The 17,487-nt window shown below is 37.4% G+C and carries 20 protein-coding genes; 12 read left to right on the top strand and 8 right to left on the bottom strand.

Annotated elements, in window-relative coordinates; all coding sequences use genetic code 11:
* The first annotated feature begins 235 nt into the window (after positions 1-235).
* The 5 genes from uraH (at position 236) to B3P16_RS06910 (ending at position 3,835) form a co-directional block, all read left to right on the top strand.
* Entirely contained in the window at positions 236-631 is a 396-nt protein-coding gene (gene uraH / locus B3P16_RS06930) for a hydroxyisourate hydrolase (RefSeq protein WP_286842034.1), read from the top strand.
* Between the two features lie 44 nt (positions 632-675).
* Complete coding sequence (locus B3P16_RS06925; protein ID WP_286842032.1) at positions 676-852, top strand: hypothetical protein; 177 nt, start codon at positions 676-678, stop codon at positions 850-852.
* Positions 853-940: 88 nt separating this feature from the next.
* On the top strand, positions 941-1,864 hold the full coding sequence (locus B3P16_RS06920) for a TIGR01777 family oxidoreductase (RefSeq protein WP_286842031.1): 924 nt from the start codon (positions 941-943) through the stop codon (positions 1,862-1,864).
* Between the two features lie 175 nt (positions 1,865-2,039).
* A complete protein-coding gene (locus B3P16_RS06915; RefSeq protein WP_286770988.1) occupies positions 2,040-2,603 on the top strand; it encodes a Crp/Fnr family transcriptional regulator in 564 nt (187 codons plus the stop codon).
* Positions 2,604-2,680: 77 nt separating this feature from the next.
* On the top strand, positions 2,681-3,835 hold the full coding sequence (locus B3P16_RS06910) for an acyltransferase (protein WP_286842029.1): 1,155 nt from the start codon (positions 2,681-2,683) through the stop codon (positions 3,833-3,835).
* An 847-nt stretch (positions 3,836-4,682) separates the two neighbouring features.
* Here B3P16_RS06910 and B3P16_RS06905 read toward each other — a convergent pair.
* Complete coding sequence (locus tag B3P16_RS06905) at positions 4,683-5,249, bottom strand: fasciclin domain-containing protein (RefSeq protein ID WP_312744988.1); 567 nt, start codon at positions 5,247-5,249, stop codon at positions 4,683-4,685.
* Positions 5,250-5,524: 275 nt separating this feature from the next.
* Here B3P16_RS06905 and B3P16_RS06900 point away from each other — a divergent pair, with 275 nt between their 5' ends.
* Both B3P16_RS06900 and B3P16_RS06895 read left to right on the top strand, forming a co-directional pair.
* Positions 5,525-5,923 carry a hypothetical protein gene (locus B3P16_RS06900; RefSeq protein WP_120336466.1) on the top strand — a complete coding sequence of 133 codons (399 nt, stop codon included), beginning with the start codon at positions 5,525-5,527 and terminating at the stop codon, positions 5,921-5,923.
* A 183-nt stretch (positions 5,924-6,106) separates the two neighbouring features.
* Positions 6,107-8,263 carry a TonB-dependent siderophore receptor gene (locus tag B3P16_RS06895; RefSeq protein ID WP_286842027.1) on the top strand — a complete coding sequence of 719 codons (2,157 nt, stop codon included), beginning with the start codon at positions 6,107-6,109 and terminating at the stop codon, positions 8,261-8,263.
* A gap of 364 nt (positions 8,264-8,627) precedes the next feature.
* On the opposite strand, the gene B3P16_RS06890 is transcribed toward B3P16_RS06895, so the two are convergent.
* From B3P16_RS06890 to B3P16_RS06865, 7 genes are all read right to left on the bottom strand, one after another.
* Positions 8,628-9,077 carry a DUF1569 domain-containing protein gene (locus B3P16_RS06890; protein ID WP_286842026.1) on the bottom strand — a complete coding sequence of 150 codons (450 nt, stop codon included), beginning with the start codon at positions 9,075-9,077 and terminating at the stop codon, positions 8,628-8,630.
* Positions 9,078-9,263: 186 nt separating this feature from the next.
* The gene (locus B3P16_RS06885; RefSeq protein WP_286842025.1) at positions 9,264-10,079 is read right to left on the bottom strand and encodes a KilA-N domain-containing protein; all 816 of its coding nucleotides are present in this window, start codon (positions 10,077-10,079) and stop codon (positions 9,264-9,266) included.
* A gap of 233 nt (positions 10,080-10,312) precedes the next feature.
* Positions 10,313-10,540, bottom strand: a complete 228-nt coding sequence (locus B3P16_RS24315; protein ID WP_376752079.1) for a helix-turn-helix domain-containing protein — start codon at positions 10,538-10,540, stop codon at positions 10,313-10,315.
* A 152-nt stretch (positions 10,541-10,692) separates the two neighbouring features.
* Positions 10,693-11,235 carry a carboxypeptidase-like regulatory domain-containing protein gene (locus B3P16_RS06880; RefSeq protein WP_286842023.1) on the bottom strand — a complete coding sequence of 181 codons (543 nt, stop codon included), beginning with the start codon at positions 11,233-11,235 and terminating at the stop codon, positions 10,693-10,695.
* Positions 11,213-11,743 (bottom strand): hypothetical protein, encoded by a 531-nt coding sequence (locus B3P16_RS06875; protein ID WP_286842021.1) that lies wholly within the window; start codon positions 11,741-11,743, stop codon positions 11,213-11,215. The genes B3P16_RS06880 and B3P16_RS06875 overlap by 23 nt, the downstream gene beginning before the upstream one ends.
* A gap of 98 nt (positions 11,744-11,841) precedes the next feature.
* On the bottom strand, positions 11,842-12,351 hold the full coding sequence (locus B3P16_RS06870; protein ID WP_286842019.1) for a GtrA family protein: 510 nt from the start codon (positions 12,349-12,351) through the stop codon (positions 11,842-11,844).
* Between the two features lie 487 nt (positions 12,352-12,838).
* Positions 12,839-13,735, bottom strand: a complete 897-nt coding sequence (locus B3P16_RS06865; protein WP_286842018.1) for a helix-turn-helix domain-containing protein — start codon at positions 13,733-13,735, stop codon at positions 12,839-12,841.
* A 194-nt stretch (positions 13,736-13,929) separates the two neighbouring features.
* On the opposite strand from B3P16_RS06865, the gene B3P16_RS06860 reads away from it, so the two are divergent.
* From B3P16_RS06860 to B3P16_RS06840, 5 genes are all read left to right on the top strand, one after another.
* On the top strand, positions 13,930-14,496 hold the full coding sequence (locus B3P16_RS06860) for a sugar O-acetyltransferase (protein ID WP_286842017.1): 567 nt from the start codon (positions 13,930-13,932) through the stop codon (positions 14,494-14,496).
* 5 nt (positions 14,497-14,501) lie between these two features.
* Positions 14,502-15,554: an alpha/beta hydrolase gene (locus B3P16_RS06855; protein WP_286842016.1), complete on the top strand. Its 1,053-nt coding sequence runs from the start codon at positions 14,502-14,504 to the stop codon at positions 15,552-15,554.
* 187 nt (positions 15,555-15,741) lie between these two features.
* The gene (locus B3P16_RS06850) at positions 15,742-16,158 is read left to right on the top strand and encodes a cupin domain-containing protein (protein ID WP_286842014.1); all 417 of its coding nucleotides are present in this window, start codon (positions 15,742-15,744) and stop codon (positions 16,156-16,158) included.
* A gap of 84 nt (positions 16,159-16,242) precedes the next feature.
* Entirely contained in the window at positions 16,243-16,896 is a 654-nt protein-coding gene (locus tag B3P16_RS06845; RefSeq protein ID WP_286842012.1) for a carboxymuconolactone decarboxylase family protein, read from the top strand.
* Between the two features lie 23 nt (positions 16,897-16,919).
* A complete protein-coding gene (locus B3P16_RS06840; protein ID WP_286842011.1) occupies positions 16,920-17,360 on the top strand; it encodes a putative quinol monooxygenase in 441 nt (146 codons plus the stop codon).
* Positions 17,361-17,487 lie beyond the last annotated feature (127 nt).

Here is a 17,487-nt window from a genome sequence, read left to right as displayed (position 1 = left end):
TATACTTAATATCGTGTTTTTTAGAATAAACATATTCTAATTAACAAGCAGTGCTGGCCTTTAGGGAGTTAAACCATAATTGGACAGTTGGCAAATAACTTGAGGAGAAAATTATAGTGGTGACAGTGATCAAGCTATTAAATAAAACAGTCAAAATTGAAAAAGCTAATCATTAGTAAATGAATTATTTAACGAAACAAAGATGAATATAGCGATGATGCATAAAAAAAGGTACATGATCATGTTGTTATGTATGTTGGTGGGATTGACGGCATTTAGCCAGAACAGTAAATATCAATTATCAAGTCACATTCTGGATCTTTCAAAGGGAAGCCCTGCACCCGATGTTAAAGTTGATTTGGAGAAATTGATGCCAAACAAGCAATGGGTAACTGTGGCCAGTGAAAAAACGGATAACAACGGTCGCATCGGTAATTTCCTGGAAACCGGTAAAGTAGACAATAAAGGGGTATATAAACTTAAGTTTTATACGGAAAGTTATTTTCTTAACCAAAAAATCGAAACATTTTACCCATTCATCGAAGTTGTTTTTGAAATCAAAGATGATAAGCATTACCATGTTCCGATCACTGTTAGTCCATTCGGATATGCAACATACAGAGGTAGCTAAGTAAAATGAAATAATCGTAGAATCGGAAGATAATCTATAGGACTATGAAGAGACTATTTGATGAACTCGCATATGAAGTGAGCAAAAAAACGACCGAAAAATATAGCCCCTACAAATATTATCTTTCACTTTTCGCGAAGATCCGTAAAAAATCTTCAAAAGAAATTTTAGAACATAGGATTCGCATACCGAACACCCATAAAGCGCTTGTTGCCCTTTAGAGCTATTTGCGTTACAATATTACTTATTTATAAGACAGCGCAGCACTCCGTTTCACGATGTTGTAGAAAAAATTAAAAAAGCTTTTATATGAAAAAGATCTTAATTGCCGGGGGTACTGGTTTTGTAGGTGGGTATCTTACTGCACACCTTAGGAAAATTGGTTATGAGTTACACCTCCTTACGCGGACACCCAAAGATCAATCTTCAAGCGGCATAAAATATTTTGAGTGGGATCTGAAAAAAAGCTTTATAGATATCAATGCCTTCGATGGAATAGATGCCATCATTAACCTCACTGGTGAAAATATTAGTGCAGGTCGATGGACTTCCTCGCGTCGCCTTGAGCTTATCGAAAGTCGTGTATTATCATTGAATTTACTATTTGAATACGTCAAACGTCACGACCTTAATATTGATAAAATCATTTCATCATCTGCAGTAGGTTATTATGGAGCATATACTTCGGATAACATCCTTTCTGAAGATTCTAACAGTGGAAATGACTTCTTGGCTCATATTTGTAAGGTATGGGAAAAGGCTGCATGGCAGTTTGAAAGCTTGGGTGTCAAAACCATTATTTTACGGAAAGGTATTGTCCTAGGCCGAGATGGGGGAATGTATGCCAAGCTTGCTCCTTTGGCAAAACTTGGTATTAATGTTTCTCTGGGCGATGGAAAACAATATATTCCCTGGATAGACATACATGATGTCGTACGCTTGTATGAATTTATACTTGATCGGACGGATATTCGGGGTGTGTATAATGCTGTTGCTCCACAACATATCACGATGAATGATTTTGCGTATGTGCTGCTCAGGTCATTTGGTAGGAGCAGCTTTTTGCCAAATGTGCCTGGTTTCGTTATTAAACTATTGTATGGTGATATGGCTGCTATGCTATTAAATGGTTCTCCTATAAGTGCCGAAAAAATTAGGAACAGAGGATTTAAATTTAATTATGATACCATTGCAAGATCACTAAACAATTGCAGTAAGTCATTCTTTATTTAAGTAGGTTGACTTGGTAGCTATCTTTTTATTTATTTCCACTGAAATTGACGGATACCTTCATTCTTTTATAGTCAAAAATTAAACAGTAAGACAGCCTTGAATGCAGAAGTGGTGCGGCTTTATAAATTTCTTTTCTTTAGCTTTGTCGTTTACCAAAAATTGAAAATAACCTTTCATGGATAATATCATCGCATCTATACGTAGGCATTTTGATATAAAAGAAGAGTCTTTAGAAATTTTGCTTAGCAATTTAAAAGAACTGAGTGTGCCCAAAAAGGCCATATTGATACAACCAGACAGAAGTGATCGGAATATTTATTTTGTAGAAAACGGAATTGCCCGCGCCTATACGGTACGCGATGGAAAAGAAGTTACTTCCTGGTTTAGCAAAGAAGGCGATCTACTTTATTCAACGAATAGTTTCCACGGACCCGTACCGGGTTATGAGAGTGAATCAGTACAGATTCTTGAGGATTCGGTGTTATATTTTATGCCAATTGATCAGCTGGAAGTACTTTGTCGTAGTCATATCGATATTGCTAACTGGATGCGGTATGTACATCAAAAAGCCTTTTTGGAGATGGAGCGCAGGTTAATCAATCGATTTTATCTTTCGGCCGAAAAACGTTACGAAGATTTTATGGCAAATCACTCAAAATTAATCCAAAGGGTAAATCTGGGCTATATAGCGTCCTATCTTGGCATATCTCATGTGACACTTTGTTCCTTGCGAAAATAGTGCTATTTCTTTAACTACTTAAAAATTGTTCAGCGGTAGATTGTCTATTTTTGCATCTTAACCAAACTACGTTGAACATGCAAACCTCTACTTCTAATTTTGATCAGCAAAGAATTGTCTGGGTTGATGTATTGCGTTTTATCGCTATAATTATGGTGATTGCCATTCACTGTTCCGATCCATTTAATGTGTCGCCCGAAGCGCGATCAAATCCGGATTTTAACTACTGGGGTGCTATATACGGCTCACTTCTCCGGGCCTGCGTGCCGATTTTTGTTATGATTACCGGGTTGCTTTTGCTTCCTGTCAAAATGAATATCGGTGACTTTTATAGAAAGCGTCTTCTGCGCATTACAGTTCCTTTTTTATTGTGGTCTGTACTGTATAACCTCTTTCCTTGGATTACGGGTATACTCGGTCTTCCCTCAACGATCATATCAGGAGTGTTTGCCTATGCTCCGAAAGACGCTGCCCAAACTTTGGAGAGTGCGCTTGTTCAAATTTCTTTGATTCCAGTTAAATTTAATGTGTATACCGTGCCTATGTGGTATATCTATATGTTAATTGGCGTTTACCTTTACATGCCTTTCTTCTCTGCTTGGGTAGATAAGTCAACTCCAGGGCAGCAGAAAGTTTTTTTAGGAATTTGGATGTCCACGCTTTTTTTGCCTTATGCCTATTCATTTTATTCCAAAGAGCTATTTGGTCTCAGTGCTTGGAACAGTTTTGGTACATTTTATTATTTTGCTGGATTTAATGGGTATTTACTGCTTGGGTATATATTGACACATCGCTTCAAAGTATGGTCCTTTCGCAAAACACTTTTAGTTAGTATACCCTTATTTGGTATTGGGTATGGAATCACATTTAGTGGTTTTAAATGGATGGTAGCCGATCCCAACTCTAGTGAGGACCAGATCGAACTGTTTTTCTTATATTGTTCACCACAGGTATTAATGATGACATTAGCCATTTTTTTGTTGGTTCGAACCATTAAGTTGAAGTTACCAAAATGGAGAAAGCTGTTTTCAAATATTACAAAATGCGGTTTTGGAATTTATCTGATACATTATTTTATTGTAGGTTTTGGTTATTGGCTCGCTAACATAAGTGCTATTCCGATATCGTTAAAGATCCCTGTTACTGCAGCTATTGTTTTCTTGGTCTCATGGGGTTTTGTCGCTTGTTCATATAAAATGATTCCTCGGGCATCAAAATGGATCTTTGGATAATCTGCTTTATAAAGTAAGCTAATGATTATAAGGTCGTGTGTTTTCCTGAAAAATAGGTTGCATCTAGATGTAGATAAATGAAAATAAATATATTGTATCTTTAGTGATGGCTAAAAATAATGTATTTACGTTCAATCAGGTTTTACCATATCCTACAAGTTGGAGCCTCTTCATTATTATTCCCTGTTTGATATGCTATAGTATCTTATACTATATTTTTTTTAAGGCAATATTCCATCTGTCGTTCATGATGTTTTTCATGCTTATCTACTTAGGTACATGTTATATCATTTTAAAAGCGTTCTCCGTACGTATGACAATTTGGTTTGATGAAGATTGTATGTATGTACAAAAAGGAAGTGGAGCTCCGAAGAGGTTCTTAAAAAATAATATTTATGGATTTTATGCTTACAATTATGAAACCCAAGCAGCTAACTTAAAAACCTCAAAGATATATTTCAGGTTCTGTTTGACAATTGGGAAAGATATTTATTTAAACGATGTCGAATATAAAAACAAATATGATGACATTAAGGGCAGCAATCTGAAGAAATTTCTCAAATCGGCACAAACAGAATTCCACTTTTCGAAAACACCTAAAAACAGTCTTCAAAACATATATTGGTATTCCAATCAACATTAGGAGGGCTATTTTGGTTTGAGAAAAACGAAGTATACTAAGTTTAATGAACGAATTCCTTATTGAAAACCGTTCGGATGAGAGGAAAGAATAAAACGAGCAATGTAATATTGCTCGTTTTATCATTATTGACAGCACTTTGATGTGATAAGAAAACATCATTGAATCTATGCCGACAATAGATAGTTGATTCTATGGTAACAATATTTAGGGCATCAATACAGCATCAACCACATGGATTACCCCATTGGATTGATTGACGTCAGCGACCGTTACCTTTGCGCTGTTGCCTTTTGCGTCTTTTACATATACATCGTTCCCTTTCATCCAAAAAGTAAGGTTGCCACCTTGCACTGATTTGGCCACGTAAGTTCCTTTACCATCTTTGATTGCTTTGGTGATCTGCGCGGCACTCCATTTTCCAGGAATCACATGGTAGGTCAATATTGAGGCTAATTGAGCCTTATTTTCTGGAAGCATTAAGTTATTTAGGGCCTCTTTGGGTACTTTAGCAAAAGCGTTATTGGTAGGAGCCAAAACAGTAAAAGGACCAGCTCCCTGTAAGGTTTCTACAAGTCCAGCAGCTTTTACTGCAGCAACCAAGGTAGTATGATCCTTGGAATTGACTGCATTCTCAATAATGTTTTTGGAAGGATACATCGGTGCACCACCTACCATAACAGTTTTTTCCTTTGTTTGAGCCTGACCCATATAAGTGCTTCCCAATAATGTTGCTGCAGTGGCAGCCGCCCATAAGATTGATTTAATTTTCATGATCTTTATTTTTTATCTGTTATTTAAAAGCTTTATATGATCATTTACGATGAAATGGAGAGCTTGGATTGCATTGAAGAATAAAATTTGCTGATCCTGATAAAATAGCGATTAGTAAATGAAAAAATTGATAAGAAAACTATAAAGCGGGTTTGTATTTGATTTAAGCGGCGTTTGTCAAATTTATCAATTATATAGCTGTTAATCTGAAAAATGAGCTATGATATTAGATAAAAAATGTACGGAAAACATTTATATTTGCAGCAATTATACAAATGGATGTAAAAAGATTTAAATCGGGTACAATAGCTATTCTTTTGCTATGCTTCATGTTGATGAGCTTCAGCCGGATTTTTATTTTGATAAGTTTTTATGCAAACCGTAGTGAAATTGTCAGCACCTATTGTGTAAATAAGAAAAATATTTCGTTACGCTGCGAGGGGAAATGTTTTTTGATGCGTATGTTAAAAAAAGAGGCAGAGCGTGAAAAAGACGTTCACGAATATTTCTCAAAAATTCCAGTTATGCTTTGCCGCCATTATTTCCCAATAAATATCAGTAAAGCAATTGTATCAATACGTATAAATGAACGGCATAAAGCGCATGATACTTTATTTCGTAAGTTTGATTTTTTTAATAAAATACTTCGGCCGCCCACGGCTTTGGCAGCATAAGTCTGTATGATTTGTTTGGCTTTATTCAAGTTGGACTCAACAGATCCTCTACCCTATAATCTTCACTTATTAGTTAGAATTGAACTTTAGTCGACATCCTGCCCCGGTTTTTGCCGCTTTTGCTGGATATGGTTTAATTCTAATTTCACATTGGCTATTGGTCGAATTTAATTTATTACACTCTTGAAAGCGCTATATTTAAAGTATTTTTTAATTTTTACACTTCTATTTACATTTTTCAGCGGCGATGCACAGACGCAATATTTAGATACGCTATTGCCAAAACAGCTTGACTCCGTTTTTATTAGATCCCAGTTTAGGAAAGATAGATCTAGCTATCAGTCTGCACGCATAAACATTCCTGATTACGAGAATCCGCAGGTTACAACAAGCGTAGGTACCAGCCTAACCAAAAATAGAAACTATTATACCCAGACGGCTATGTTGGCAAATGCAGCCGGCGTAACCCCTAGCTGGGCAGGTGTTGCACCTTATTTTACAATTCGTGGATTTCGGACCAGAAGTAATTTTAGAAATGGCCTCAATGCTTATCTACACTACAGCGATGAAAATAGTAATGTACAGCAGCTGGATGTCATAAAAGGACCTAGCGGTACATTGTTTGGCGGTACAAATATGGCTTTCGGTGGATTGATCAATGTGCTTACCTATATTCCCGTTGATAGTATATTTACAAATTTTTCGCTCGCTACGGGCAACAATGCCCTCCATCGCGCCAATATTGAAATAAATACACCACTGGATTCAGCACATAAATCCCTTTTCAGAATGTTTGGGACATATATCTCTAGAAAGAGTTTCCAGGATCAGGGATTGAATAAAGGCCTTTTCCTGGCACCAAGTTTTAGCTATCAGTTGAGTCCTGACCTTAAGATTAGAATGGAGGCGGAATTCTTGCACAGAAATACCACAAATAATCCCTTGTTTACACCGAGTAATCCGCTTATCGGCGGTATTGCTACAAACGTACAGCATTCTAACGATCTCAATTTGGACTACTACAGCTCTTATACGAATAACAGCTTGCTATGGCGAACGTCTTCATTGAATTTTTATGGAAAAATAAGTTATGCCATTTCGCCTGACTGGCAGTCTGAAACAAATCTGGCCAGCACAAACAGTACATCAAATGGCGATTATCAAACAAACCTTCTCGCCAACAATAATGCTGCCGTAGCAAGGAAGGTATTACACTATGAATCCGAGGATATCAGTAACTATCAGGTCCAACAAAACTTTATCGGTAATTTTAAGATAGGGGGCTGGGCAAATAAATTATTGATCGGTCTTGACTACCAACGCTATAGTTATGGAGCAAACTATAAAAATGCTGGTTACGTGGATACAGTAGCTATTGCTGGTCCTTCTGCTGCAGCTAATTTATTTCATGCAGATCTGATCCGTAATCTCGTAGTTTCCAAGCAGCCCAATAATTCGGTCGCGCCTCAAAATAGCTATTCGGCTTATGTTTCAGACGTTATCAAACCTACCGATGCGTTGACGCTGATGCTCAGTGCCAGGTACGATAGATTAATCAATTTGGGTACAAAAGATCTATTGACTGCCGTCACAACTGGGGATTATAAACAGTCGTCCATTACGCCTAAAATAGGTCTGACTTATCAGCTTATTCCAAAAGTTATAACAGTTTTTGGAAATTATATGAGCGGATTCCAAAATCTCGCTCCGACGAGTGCAAATGGCATTGTTTATAATTTTAAACCCCAATACGGAAGCCAGCTCGAGTCTGGTGTCAAAATAGCGGTTCCTAACAATGCACTTGACCTTACTCTGAGCTACTATGATATCAGGGTGCGCAATTCGGTGATTACAGATCCAGAAGATGCCACAAAATATATTCAGGGAGGAAAACAGTATAGCCGTGGTGTAGAGTTCGACATACAGTCCGAACCATTATCCAATTTTTTTATACATGCGGGTGGAGCTTACAACACCAGTAAGTTAACGGTTGCAGATGCAGCCGTTCAGGGATTAAGGCCTGTAAACGCTGGTCCAAAATGGTCTTTCACCTGGTATGCTAGCTATGAACTGCCGGTAAATAGTGACAGCAGGTGGAATGCTGGATTTGGAGGGAATTACGCTGGTGAGGATCTCTTTATCAACAGTAAAAGCGCTGGGAGTTTTTATACCAATGCTTATACACTTTGCAATGGCAATATAGGTTATGCTTATAGACAGTTTCAATGTAGATTGACTTCCGAAAATTTATTTAATACACGTTATTATTATGGTGGAAGGGGTTTTATTACACCAGGCAACCTGCGGCAGTGCATTTTGTCCATGACTTTGCGTTTTTAGTGCTGTTATCATAATAAGCCTATTGATGGGTTATTTAGTGCTTGTTCTACAACCTAAAACTGGAAGAGTTTGTAAAATCATACTGCGATGAGGTGAGTGGTTGCATCTCGTTGGTGGTCCGATACAGTTTGCTGAAGAACATTAGTTATATTTATTCATCAAATTATCGTTAAGCGTGTTTAACATGAAGGAATTATTAATTATAAATATTTGCGTATTTGGAGCACTGTAGACAGAAAGCTAGAAAACATATAGAAGAACTCACACCGAGCAGAATCAATGCCCGTTGGATCAACGAATCTAAAAACTTTTCTTTCCTTGAGATTCTATTGTATAATATGCGGCATATTTGTGTTTTTTTTGGTTATGCTCCAAACTGCTTTAAATGGTGGTTGCAATGTTTGTATATGAACTGACCTAATTGGACTCTGGACATTCTACCAAAGAACCAATGTACAAATGTATCTTTTTCAAATGTTTCATATTTCTCGATTAATAATTTCCAATTTCGTTTCTCCATTTCTAAATCATGGATGTCTTCATCTACGATAAATACAGCGGATGTGGGTGCGTTTTTGCCAAAACTTGTTGTTTCATCTTTCAATATCTCCTTTATCGAATTTTGACCAAACATTCGGCCTAAAAATGAATGCTTAACTTTTATGGATCCTTGGTAATATTGTTCACATAATATACAATGCCTGACCATTTGCGTTACTGTCATTTTTCCCCAAAGCACATCGCTGTCCTCGTTTAATAAATTAATTCTTTCGATGACCGCTTCTCTTATGTTTTTCTCAAATATTGATTTCATATTAGGAACATTTATCTATTCTATCTGGATTTTGATCATTTGAGTCTTACAAATCTAACAGATTTGTTCTTCGATCGACTTTGCATAGGATAAGAAATAGAATTGCTTATCTAACACTTTGATGATAAGATTTATTTAAAACTCGTCATATTTCCAGTTAGAGGAATGGATAAATAAGAAACCTTTCTATTTCAATTTTTTAACAGCCTTATTTTCTACGAGTGACCTCATTTGTGTTACCGCTACTTTATTCAGTTGCATAAGCCGTTCATTTTGTGGTAACCCTTGTTGAATTAATAACGCGTTTATACTTTCCATGTTGCTTAGCACGACCAGCTGTTCTATAATCGCGTAGTCCCGGATATTGCCTTTCTTATCAGGATTTGCATCTCTCCATTCCTTAGCGGTCATACCAAATAGTGCGACATTCAGTATATCGGCTTCGTTGGCATAAACGGAATTCGCTTGCTGCTTGGTAATTTCTGCTGGAATGAGGTTTTCCTTTATTGCATCAGTGTGAATGTGATAATTTACTTTGGCTAGTGTCCTTTGTAAGTCCCAGTTCAATTTCAAACGATCATTTTCTTCATCTTTTAGACGCTGAAATTCTTTGATTAAGTAAATTTTAAAATGGGGGCTAATCCACATACCGAATTCAAAAGCTATATCAGGATGCGCATATGACCCCCCATATCTTCCTGCGGTTGCTTTTAAGCCGATAGCATTTGTCTTCTCAACCCAATCTTTAACACTGATTTTATAACTGTTAAGTCCGGCCTGACTTTTAATTATGGCGAATTCGCCATAATTAAAAAGAGGGTTATAAATGCTTTCCCAAATACCCAGATATTCAACTGTGTTTCTGTTTCGAAGCCAATCAGAAATGAAAAAGTCTCCATCTTTAGCTTTTAGCATATCAGTAAGTGAAATAAACTCGTTACCATTGTCGAGGATGATTGTTATTTCCTTTCCCTGTACATTAATTTTTTTATTCTTTGCCATACATTTAGATTTGATAAATTATTCTTTGTCAGTTTGAGAAAACTAGACGGAATAACTGGCTATTACAGTTTTTATTTTACGCGGGTAAATATACTAAAAAAAATAGCATTTTATAATCCGGCGTATATAAAGATTTAGAATAAAAACTTTAAGAAAACCTTAAAATCTCTGACTTTTCGGCGGTTTATTACAAGATGCTGAATACATCAAAACGGCACATGCTTGTTTATTGGTTACCTGATATCAAATAATTGGTGTTGAATAATTGTTATTTTATGGTGGATTTTATGTGGTCTCCTACTAAGTTCACTTAGACCATCAATACCAGACTCTTTAAATCGTTTAACCCATTTTCTCAGTGTCGGCCTAGTTATGCCACACTTTAAACATACAACACCTGCATTACCAATGGCCTCATAAAGCATTACCCATTCAAAGCGCTTTTTTACCTCATTTTTCATTACTGCTGACTTATGTTAAAATGATGGTAAAGCTGGTAGTTCTACCATCATTTTAACATAAAGTTATTGAAAGGATCTATATGAATCCCACATCTTATACGTGGTTTTTTAAGCAACGAGATCACAGCTTCAGCTTAGGCGGTACGATGCTATTACCTCTTTCGTTTTTTCATTTCTTCTATCTCTCTCTTTAGCTGGTCTCGATCTTTTTTCTTGGAAAAGTCTTGCTCCGTTGCAGAATAATCGTACTTGAATAGTCTCGCTTTTACCTTGGTGTTATTGACAAAAATACCAAAGTCTATGTTTGCAATCGTAAGAAAACCAGCACTGTTTCCATCAATTTCGATACTTCCAAATTTTTTGAGTTTTGCCAGTTTTGTATGAAAAGCCCCATCATTGTCAGAAGATGTTTTTTTAAGTGTATTTCCTTCAGAATCTAAAAATTGTATCTCGGCATTGGGCACCTTTCTTTTTGTCTTAGCTTCAGTGACAATGCCTGAAATCGTTACCGAGTCTTGCGAATCGTTCTCGTCTAAATAGCTAGAAGCTTCGTACCCGCCCAATACGTTATTGTTTTCTGTTTTGGGTCTGATGATAGCGCAGGATGAGAAACAAAAGATCCAAAAAAAGACAGAAATTTTAATAGCCCAGATCAAATTACAATACCTATATCTATTTTCTATTTGCTTTTTCAACTTCTTTCCTCAACTTTTTCTGATCCTTTTTTGAACCTATTTCATTAATATACATGGGCTGCCTTGGTAATTTTATGTCTAAGGCGTAGGTTTTAAAATTTGGCGCAATGTAAACATGTTCGATAGTCATCCCCGTTCCAAATGTATCTACAATAATTTTTCCATGGAGCAATCCCTCGGATGGGATCGTTAGCGAAAATTCTCCTTTTTTATCTGTGATGGCTGTACCAATTGTATCACTCTCTGAACTAAGAAAGAAAACTCTAGCAGAAGGAACATTTTCATTATTATGGCACATGCTCACTTTGCCTTTTATTAAAGGCGATATCTCATCATCTGTATAACCTTTACCACATTGGCTATAACTGCTGCAGTTGTTTTGGTCTATATCAACCCAGTCGTTATAATTCTTCTTAGTGGAACAGTTAAAGAGTGTAAGCAAAAGAAGAAGTTTAACACCCCAAACGCGATCCTTTTTGTTTAATACCATTGTCTTTTCTACTATCATATTGTTCGACCCGTTCATATTAAGCAACAAAAATCGGATGTATTTTATCGCTCATCTTGGCAATGCTGTTTTATAATGCTAACCTGATATTTAATTGACTATATTTTTTTTCTAAATGAAAAAACCTGTTGCAATACATAGCTGAAAACAGAAACTACTACCGTCGTAAGTAGCGCGGAAGGAGTCGGATAGAAATGAAGTTTTTCAACAAAGAATTTGATACAGATATAATTTAAGACAATACATAGCAATACAACGAGAAAATATCTGAACAGATGTATCCTCCTTTTACGATTTGCTTGTTGACTAAAGACAACATACATATTCAAATAAAATCCCAAGGGAAAGGTGATCAGGAAAGCCACTATAAAAGCAGCAATATGCGGAGTTACCGCTAATGTTTCAGTAAATTGTATAATTTTCTTTCTAAAAATAAAATTATACGATATGAAATAAATGAAGATGTTTAGGGCAGCCACTCCACCACCACAACTTGCATACCTAAATGTTTTGATTGGTATAAAATGAAAGAAAATTTTATGGATGTAATCCAATATTGTTATTATTAGATCTTTAGCGACTAAATGAAGTTTTCTTAACAAAATCATATATTATTTCGAGGTATCTTTTTAGACAGATGCAATACTAGCGTTTTATTTTAACAATTTTCCTTTTATACCAAAGTGAAGCTAAATTTTTAAAACTTATTGGAATAGCTTTGGGTTGTCTAGCAACTATTCTAACATTAACTAGCTTTAAAGCAAACGATAGTAGCGCTTTAGGTATTTCGCACTATGTAATTCACACAGGAATTTATATTAATGATGGAACTGCAATGACAGCGTGCGGATATGAAAGCTACAACAGCCAAATTAAGTTGGAGGAAATCTTCATTACAGTAAGGCTTATGCAATTTTCGATTAACCTGTTTAGTGGTCGGATCCGGTCCCTGTTAATTCCGACATTGATTTAGCTCTTTCTCACGATGGAACCATTTCTTCCACCAGTATTTCCACCGTTGTTGGTGTCTGTATTTTTGTAGAAGCCGTAGGCCCCAGATCCTCTTGCATTACAGTTTTTGTGCAGTAAAATTTATCAATTTAAATTCCTATACTCATTCGGTGTAACACCCGTTTTTTGTTTAAAAAGGCGGGTAAAATGCTGCTGATATTTAAAGCCTAGTTCACTGGCGATTTCGTTAATGCTTTTGGAATGATCAAAGATTCTTTCTTTCGCTTCATCTATCAATTTAGCTTGTATGTAATCCAATGCTGTGCTTCCTGTTTCCTTTTTGATAAGGTCTCCGAAGTAATTCGGAGAAAGATGTAGTTGATCAGCGCAATAACTGACCGAGGGAAGTCCCAGTAAAAGTGTTTTGTCTGATTTGAAATAATCGTTCAACAACTTCTCAAACCGTACCAAAATATCACTATTGACATTGCTTCTTGTTATAAACTGCCGGTCATAAAAACGCTGGCAATAATTTAGCAAAAGCTCAATATTGGAAACGATCAATGTCTTGCTATGCTTGTCGATATTTTGATCAATTTCTTCTGCTATTTTTTCAAAGCAATGCACAATGGTTTTGCGCTCCTTTTTGGATAAATGCAGTGCTTCGTTCACCTCATAAGAAAGAAAGGTATAATCTTTTATATGCTTTCCCAGGTTCGTTCCTTTTATAAAGTCGGGATGAAAGACAAGTCCATACCCGGAGGGTTTTATGGCAACACCTTTACTGTCAATTCCATAAATCTGTCCGGGCGATACGAATACCAATGTTCCATCTTCATAGTCATAGGGCTGACACCCATACCGCATATCGCCACATTTAATATTTTTCAGAAATACAGCATAAATGCCCATATAACGCCGGAAATTCTGAACAGTTGGTATTTCATTGAAATTGACGACACTGACTAGCGGATGCAAGGTGTCTACCCCCATGCTGTCATTGTACTGCTTGACCGTATCATATCTATCGACCTGCTCCATAACTTAACAAATTTGAATTCAAATCTACTAAACCTCAATCTGTTTTTCCCATGATCGGGCGTAATCTGTAAAACTGGTAAATAAATCCGTATCCTGTATAAACAATCAACCTGGTTAAAAGAAGAAATTTGTATAACCATGGTGGAGGTAAACTATACTCCATATGATGATGTTTCTTAAAATTACTTTAATATATGGAATCAAACCCCACAGACATTTTTCAGCGGTTACGAAATGGAGAGATGATATCGTCCAATGATCCGCAAGCCTATAAGATGCGTGAAGCCGCGCACGCGACAAAAGAGCTCCTCGTTCAGATGAACAACAGCGCTGATCCTACGGAAGTTAGAAGCTTTCTAAGCAAGATAACAGGCAGCGAGATCGATGAAAGCGTTACTGTTTTTACTCCGCTTTATATCAACTATGGTAAAAATACCCGTATAGGAAAAAATGTGTTTATCAATTTTGACTGTACGTTACTGGATTTAGGAGGCATTACAATTGAAGATAATGTACTCATTGCTCCGAAAGTCAGTATCTTATCAGAAGGGCACCCTATAGCCGCAGCGGATCGGCAGTCTCTTGTTCCTGGCCATGTCCATATCAAAAAGAATGCATGGATCGGTGCAAATGTAAGTATTCTGCCGGGCGTCACCATCGGCGTAAATGCGATAGTTGCAGCAGGAGCGGTCGTAACAAAAGATGTTCCTGATAATACGATTGTGGGAGGCGTACCGGCAAAAATTATTAAATCAATCTAAGATAAATGAAACAGATAGCCCTAACTATACTTATGATCATGGCCGTTTTTACACAGGCATTCAGCCAGACCAAATCAGTTAATAAATTGAGCAAAATGAATACAGCAACAGAACACTATACCTTTGAGTTAAGTAATAAAGTAGTCCGTCAGAAAGTGAGTTTTAAAAATCGTTACGGGATTATATTGAGCGGAGATCTTTACCTTCCCAAAAAACAGGGCATTGAGCCATTAGCCGCACTTGCCATTAGCGGCCCATTCGGAGCGGTAAAAGAGCAGTCTTCAGGATTGTATGCCAACCAAATGGCAGAACGTGGCTTTGCAGCTTTAGCATTTGACCCCTCTTTTACGGGAGAGAGTGGCGGGGAACCCCGCGCCGTTGCTTCGCCCGATATCAACACGGAAGATTTCAGTGCGGCAGTAGATTTCCTCGGGATCCAGAGAAATATTGATCGAAGCAAAATTGGGATCATTGGTATCTGTGGATTTGGTGGCTTCGCGTTAAATGCGACTGCAATCGACAAAAGGGTAAAAGCCGTAGCGACGACAAGTATGTACGATATGACAAGGGTCATGTCGAAAGGTTATAATGATGCTGTCACACTAGAAGATCGTACAAAAACATTGGAACGATTGGGCGAGCAACGCTGGAAAGATGCGGAAGCAGGAAGCTTTCACTCCGGACCACTATTAAATCCCGAAAAACTGAAAGGCGATGAACCACAGTTCGTGAAAGATTATCACGATTACTATCGCACAGCAAGAGGGTTTCATGAACGTTCACTTAATTCAACGGGAGCATGGAATGCAACGAATGCATTATCGTTTATGAATATGCCCATATTAACCTATATCAAAGAGATATCGCCAAGGCCGCTTTTGATCATTGCAGGGGAAAAAGCGCACTCCCGTTATTTTAGCGAAGATGCTTTTAAAGCGGCATCTGAACCAAAGGAACTACTTATTATCCCGAATGCTGTCCATGTTGATTTATACGACAGGACTGATGTAATTCCTTTCGGCAAGTTGGAAACATTCTTTAGGGAATATTTAAAGTAAAAGATATGAGAAGATGCCTTTTGACAATCCTAGGGTGGATTTCCGTTCTGTGTAGCAGCTTTGGCCTCTGCATGGAGAATCGAGAATGTAACAGTTACTTTGAATGGACAAAATGAAACTTCTTATCCTAACAATTGTTGTACTGTTTACTTGTACACAGTCATTCAGTCAGATTAAATCAAATAAAATGGAGACAACAGTACCAAAAATCAGTGATTTCCCAACGGGAGATGAAAACACAGGCTTTGCACAATATTTTAGCGGAAAATCCTGGAATGCACCGCTCACATCCAACAAAGACCTCAATGTACCGATGAATAACATCACCTTTGCACCCGGTTGCCGTAATAATTGGCATAAGCACACAGGAGGTCAGATACTTATTTGTATAGGAGGGGTAGGGTATTATCAGGAGCGTGGAAAAAAAGCCCGCCGATTAAATCCCGGAGATGTAGTTGAGATAGCGCCAAATGTAGAGCATTGGCATGGAGCTGCACCCGAAAGCTGGTTTTCACATATCGGCGTGGCCTGTAATCCGCAAACAAACGAGAACATCTGGCTCGAACCTGTTACTGATGGAGAATATAAGGTAGCGGTTAAGTAGCAGTTAGAATTCGATATTATGCACAAATTTAAATTCCTAAAATGGATATTGTTTTTTGCTATTATCCTCTTAAAAATAAATAAAATGAATGCACAAAATAGTGCGGAGAGGTTGAATGCAATGCAGCAAAGCTTAGTTGCTATTTCAGCACTTACCGCTACAGGAGATCTCGAAAACCTGAAAGTACAGTTAAACGCTGCTCTCGATGCGGGAGTTTCCATTAATGAAATCAAAGAAGCTTTGGTCCAACTATATGCCTACTGTGGTTTTCCAAGAAGCCTCAATGCCCTCAATATATTCAAAACCGTTTTGGAAGAAAGAAAAGCAAAAGGCATTACGGATAATATTGGAAAGGAAATCGTAGTGGAGAACAGCACAGCCGACAGATACGAACAGGGGCGAAAAGTGCTGGAGACATTGACGAAGACAGCACAGGCAAAACCTGCTCCCGGTTTCGGAGAGTTTGCACCACGTATAGATGCCTTTCTGAAAGAACATCTTTTTGCCGATATTTTCAATAGTGATGTGCTTAGCTATCAGCAAAGGGAACTGGTTACAATTTCTGCTTTAGCGGCAATGGCGGGAACAGAGGGACAGTTGCTGGCGCATATCGGAATGGGATCGAATACAGGTATTACAGCGGGACAGATAAAGACACTGTTCGAAGTTATTGAAAAAACTGTAGGCAAGGAGCGGGCCGAAACCGAAAGAACTGTTATTTCTACAATGGAAAAGTAAGCACTATTAAACATTTAAATGATATGGATAAAAATATTTTCGAATACCGTGTTTGGGTTAGATGTACTTTGCAGGTTGTTATTGCAACAGCGATGCTTTTTGGTATGATCCATATAGCCCAGGCTCAACAGCAGGACATAATGGTGCGCATTTCAGAAATTGAGATACATCCTGAACATTTGGAACAGTATAAAGACATACTCAAAGTGGAGGCCGAAGCATCGGTAAGGCTTGAAGTAGGTGTTATCGCGATCTTCCCGATGTTCCAAAAGGACAGCCCAACACAGGTAAGGATACTAGAAATGTACAAAGACAAGCAAGCCTATCAGGCACATTTGAAAATCGAACATTTCCAAAAGTATAAGACCGGTACGCTCCACATGGTCAAATCATTAAAGCTTGTGGATATGGAGGCATTGGATTTGAAAACCGCAATACAGCTATTTAGCAAACTGAAAGAATAGATTGGATGAATACCTAACATTATTCGCCGTAGAGATTCGAGGAGAAAATATACATCAATAAATAACGATATAAAGGGACTGGAGTATAATTCGATTACCACTGGATCTGTAAGGCAGCTACAAAAAA

Origin of the sequence: Sphingobacterium sp. UBA7631 (assembly GCF_002483935.1) — a bacterium.
Taxonomy (GTDB): domain Bacteria; phylum Bacteroidota; class Bacteroidia; order Sphingobacteriales; family Sphingobacteriaceae; genus Sphingobacterium; species Sphingobacterium multivorum.
The sequence above is the reverse complement of the archived record's forward strand: the minus strand, read 5'-3'. Positions and strand labels throughout refer to the sequence as shown.

Coding starts and splice junctions, on each gene's coding strand:
- B3P16_RS06920 (WP_286842031.1), top strand. CDS start 941: ATGAAAAAGATCTTAATTGCCGGGGGTACTGGTTTTGTAGGTGGGTAT.
- B3P16_RS24315 (WP_376752079.1), bottom strand. CDS start 10,540: ATGAAAAATGAGGTAAAAAAGCGCTTTGAATGGGTAATGCTTTATGAG.
- B3P16_RS06855 (WP_286842016.1), top strand. CDS start 14,502: ATGAAACAGATAGCCCTAACTATACTTATGATCATGGCCGTTTTTACA.
- B3P16_RS06845 (WP_286842012.1), top strand. CDS start 16,243: ATGAATGCACAAAATAGTGCGGAGAGGTTGAATGCAATGCAGCAAAGC.
- B3P16_RS06900 (WP_120336466.1), top strand. CDS start 5,525: ATGGATGTAAAAAGATTTAAATCGGGTACAATAGCTATTCTTTTGCTA.
- B3P16_RS06925 (WP_286842032.1), top strand. CDS start 676: ATGAAGAGACTATTTGATGAACTCGCATATGAAGTGAGCAAAAAAACG.
- B3P16_RS06885 (WP_286842025.1), bottom strand. CDS start 10,079: ATGGCAAAGAATAAAAAAATTAATGTACAGGGAAAGGAAATAACAATC.
- B3P16_RS06910 (WP_286842029.1), top strand. CDS start 2,681: ATGCAAACCTCTACTTCTAATTTTGATCAGCAAAGAATTGTCTGGGTT.
- B3P16_RS06860 (WP_286842017.1), top strand. CDS start 13,930: ATGGAATCAAACCCCACAGACATTTTTCAGCGGTTACGAAATGGAGAG.
- uraH (WP_286842034.1), top strand. CDS start 236: ATGATCATGTTGTTATGTATGTTGGTGGGATTGACGGCATTTAGCCAG.
- B3P16_RS06865 (WP_286842018.1), bottom strand. CDS start 13,735: ATGGAGCAGGTCGATAGATATGATACGGTCAAGCAGTACAATGACAGC.
- B3P16_RS06870 (WP_286842019.1), bottom strand. CDS start 12,351: ATGATTTTGTTAAGAAAACTTCATTTAGTCGCTAAAGATCTAATAATA.
- B3P16_RS06915 (WP_286770988.1), top strand. CDS start 2,040: ATGGATAATATCATCGCATCTATACGTAGGCATTTTGATATAAAAGAA.
- B3P16_RS06905 (WP_312744988.1), bottom strand. CDS start 5,249: ATGAAAATTAAATCAATCTTATGGGCGGCTGCCACTGCAGCAACATTA.
- B3P16_RS06840 (WP_286842011.1), top strand. CDS start 16,920: ATGGATAAAAATATTTTCGAATACCGTGTTTGGGTTAGATGTACTTTG.
- B3P16_RS06875 (WP_286842021.1), bottom strand. CDS start 11,743: ATGATAGTAGAAAAGACAATGGTATTAAACAAAAAGGATCGCGTTTGG.
- B3P16_RS06850 (WP_286842014.1), top strand. CDS start 15,742: ATGGAGACAACAGTACCAAAAATCAGTGATTTCCCAACGGGAGATGAA.
- B3P16_RS06890 (WP_286842026.1), bottom strand. CDS start 9,077: ATGAAATCAATATTTGAGAAAAACATAAGAGAAGCGGTCATCGAAAGA.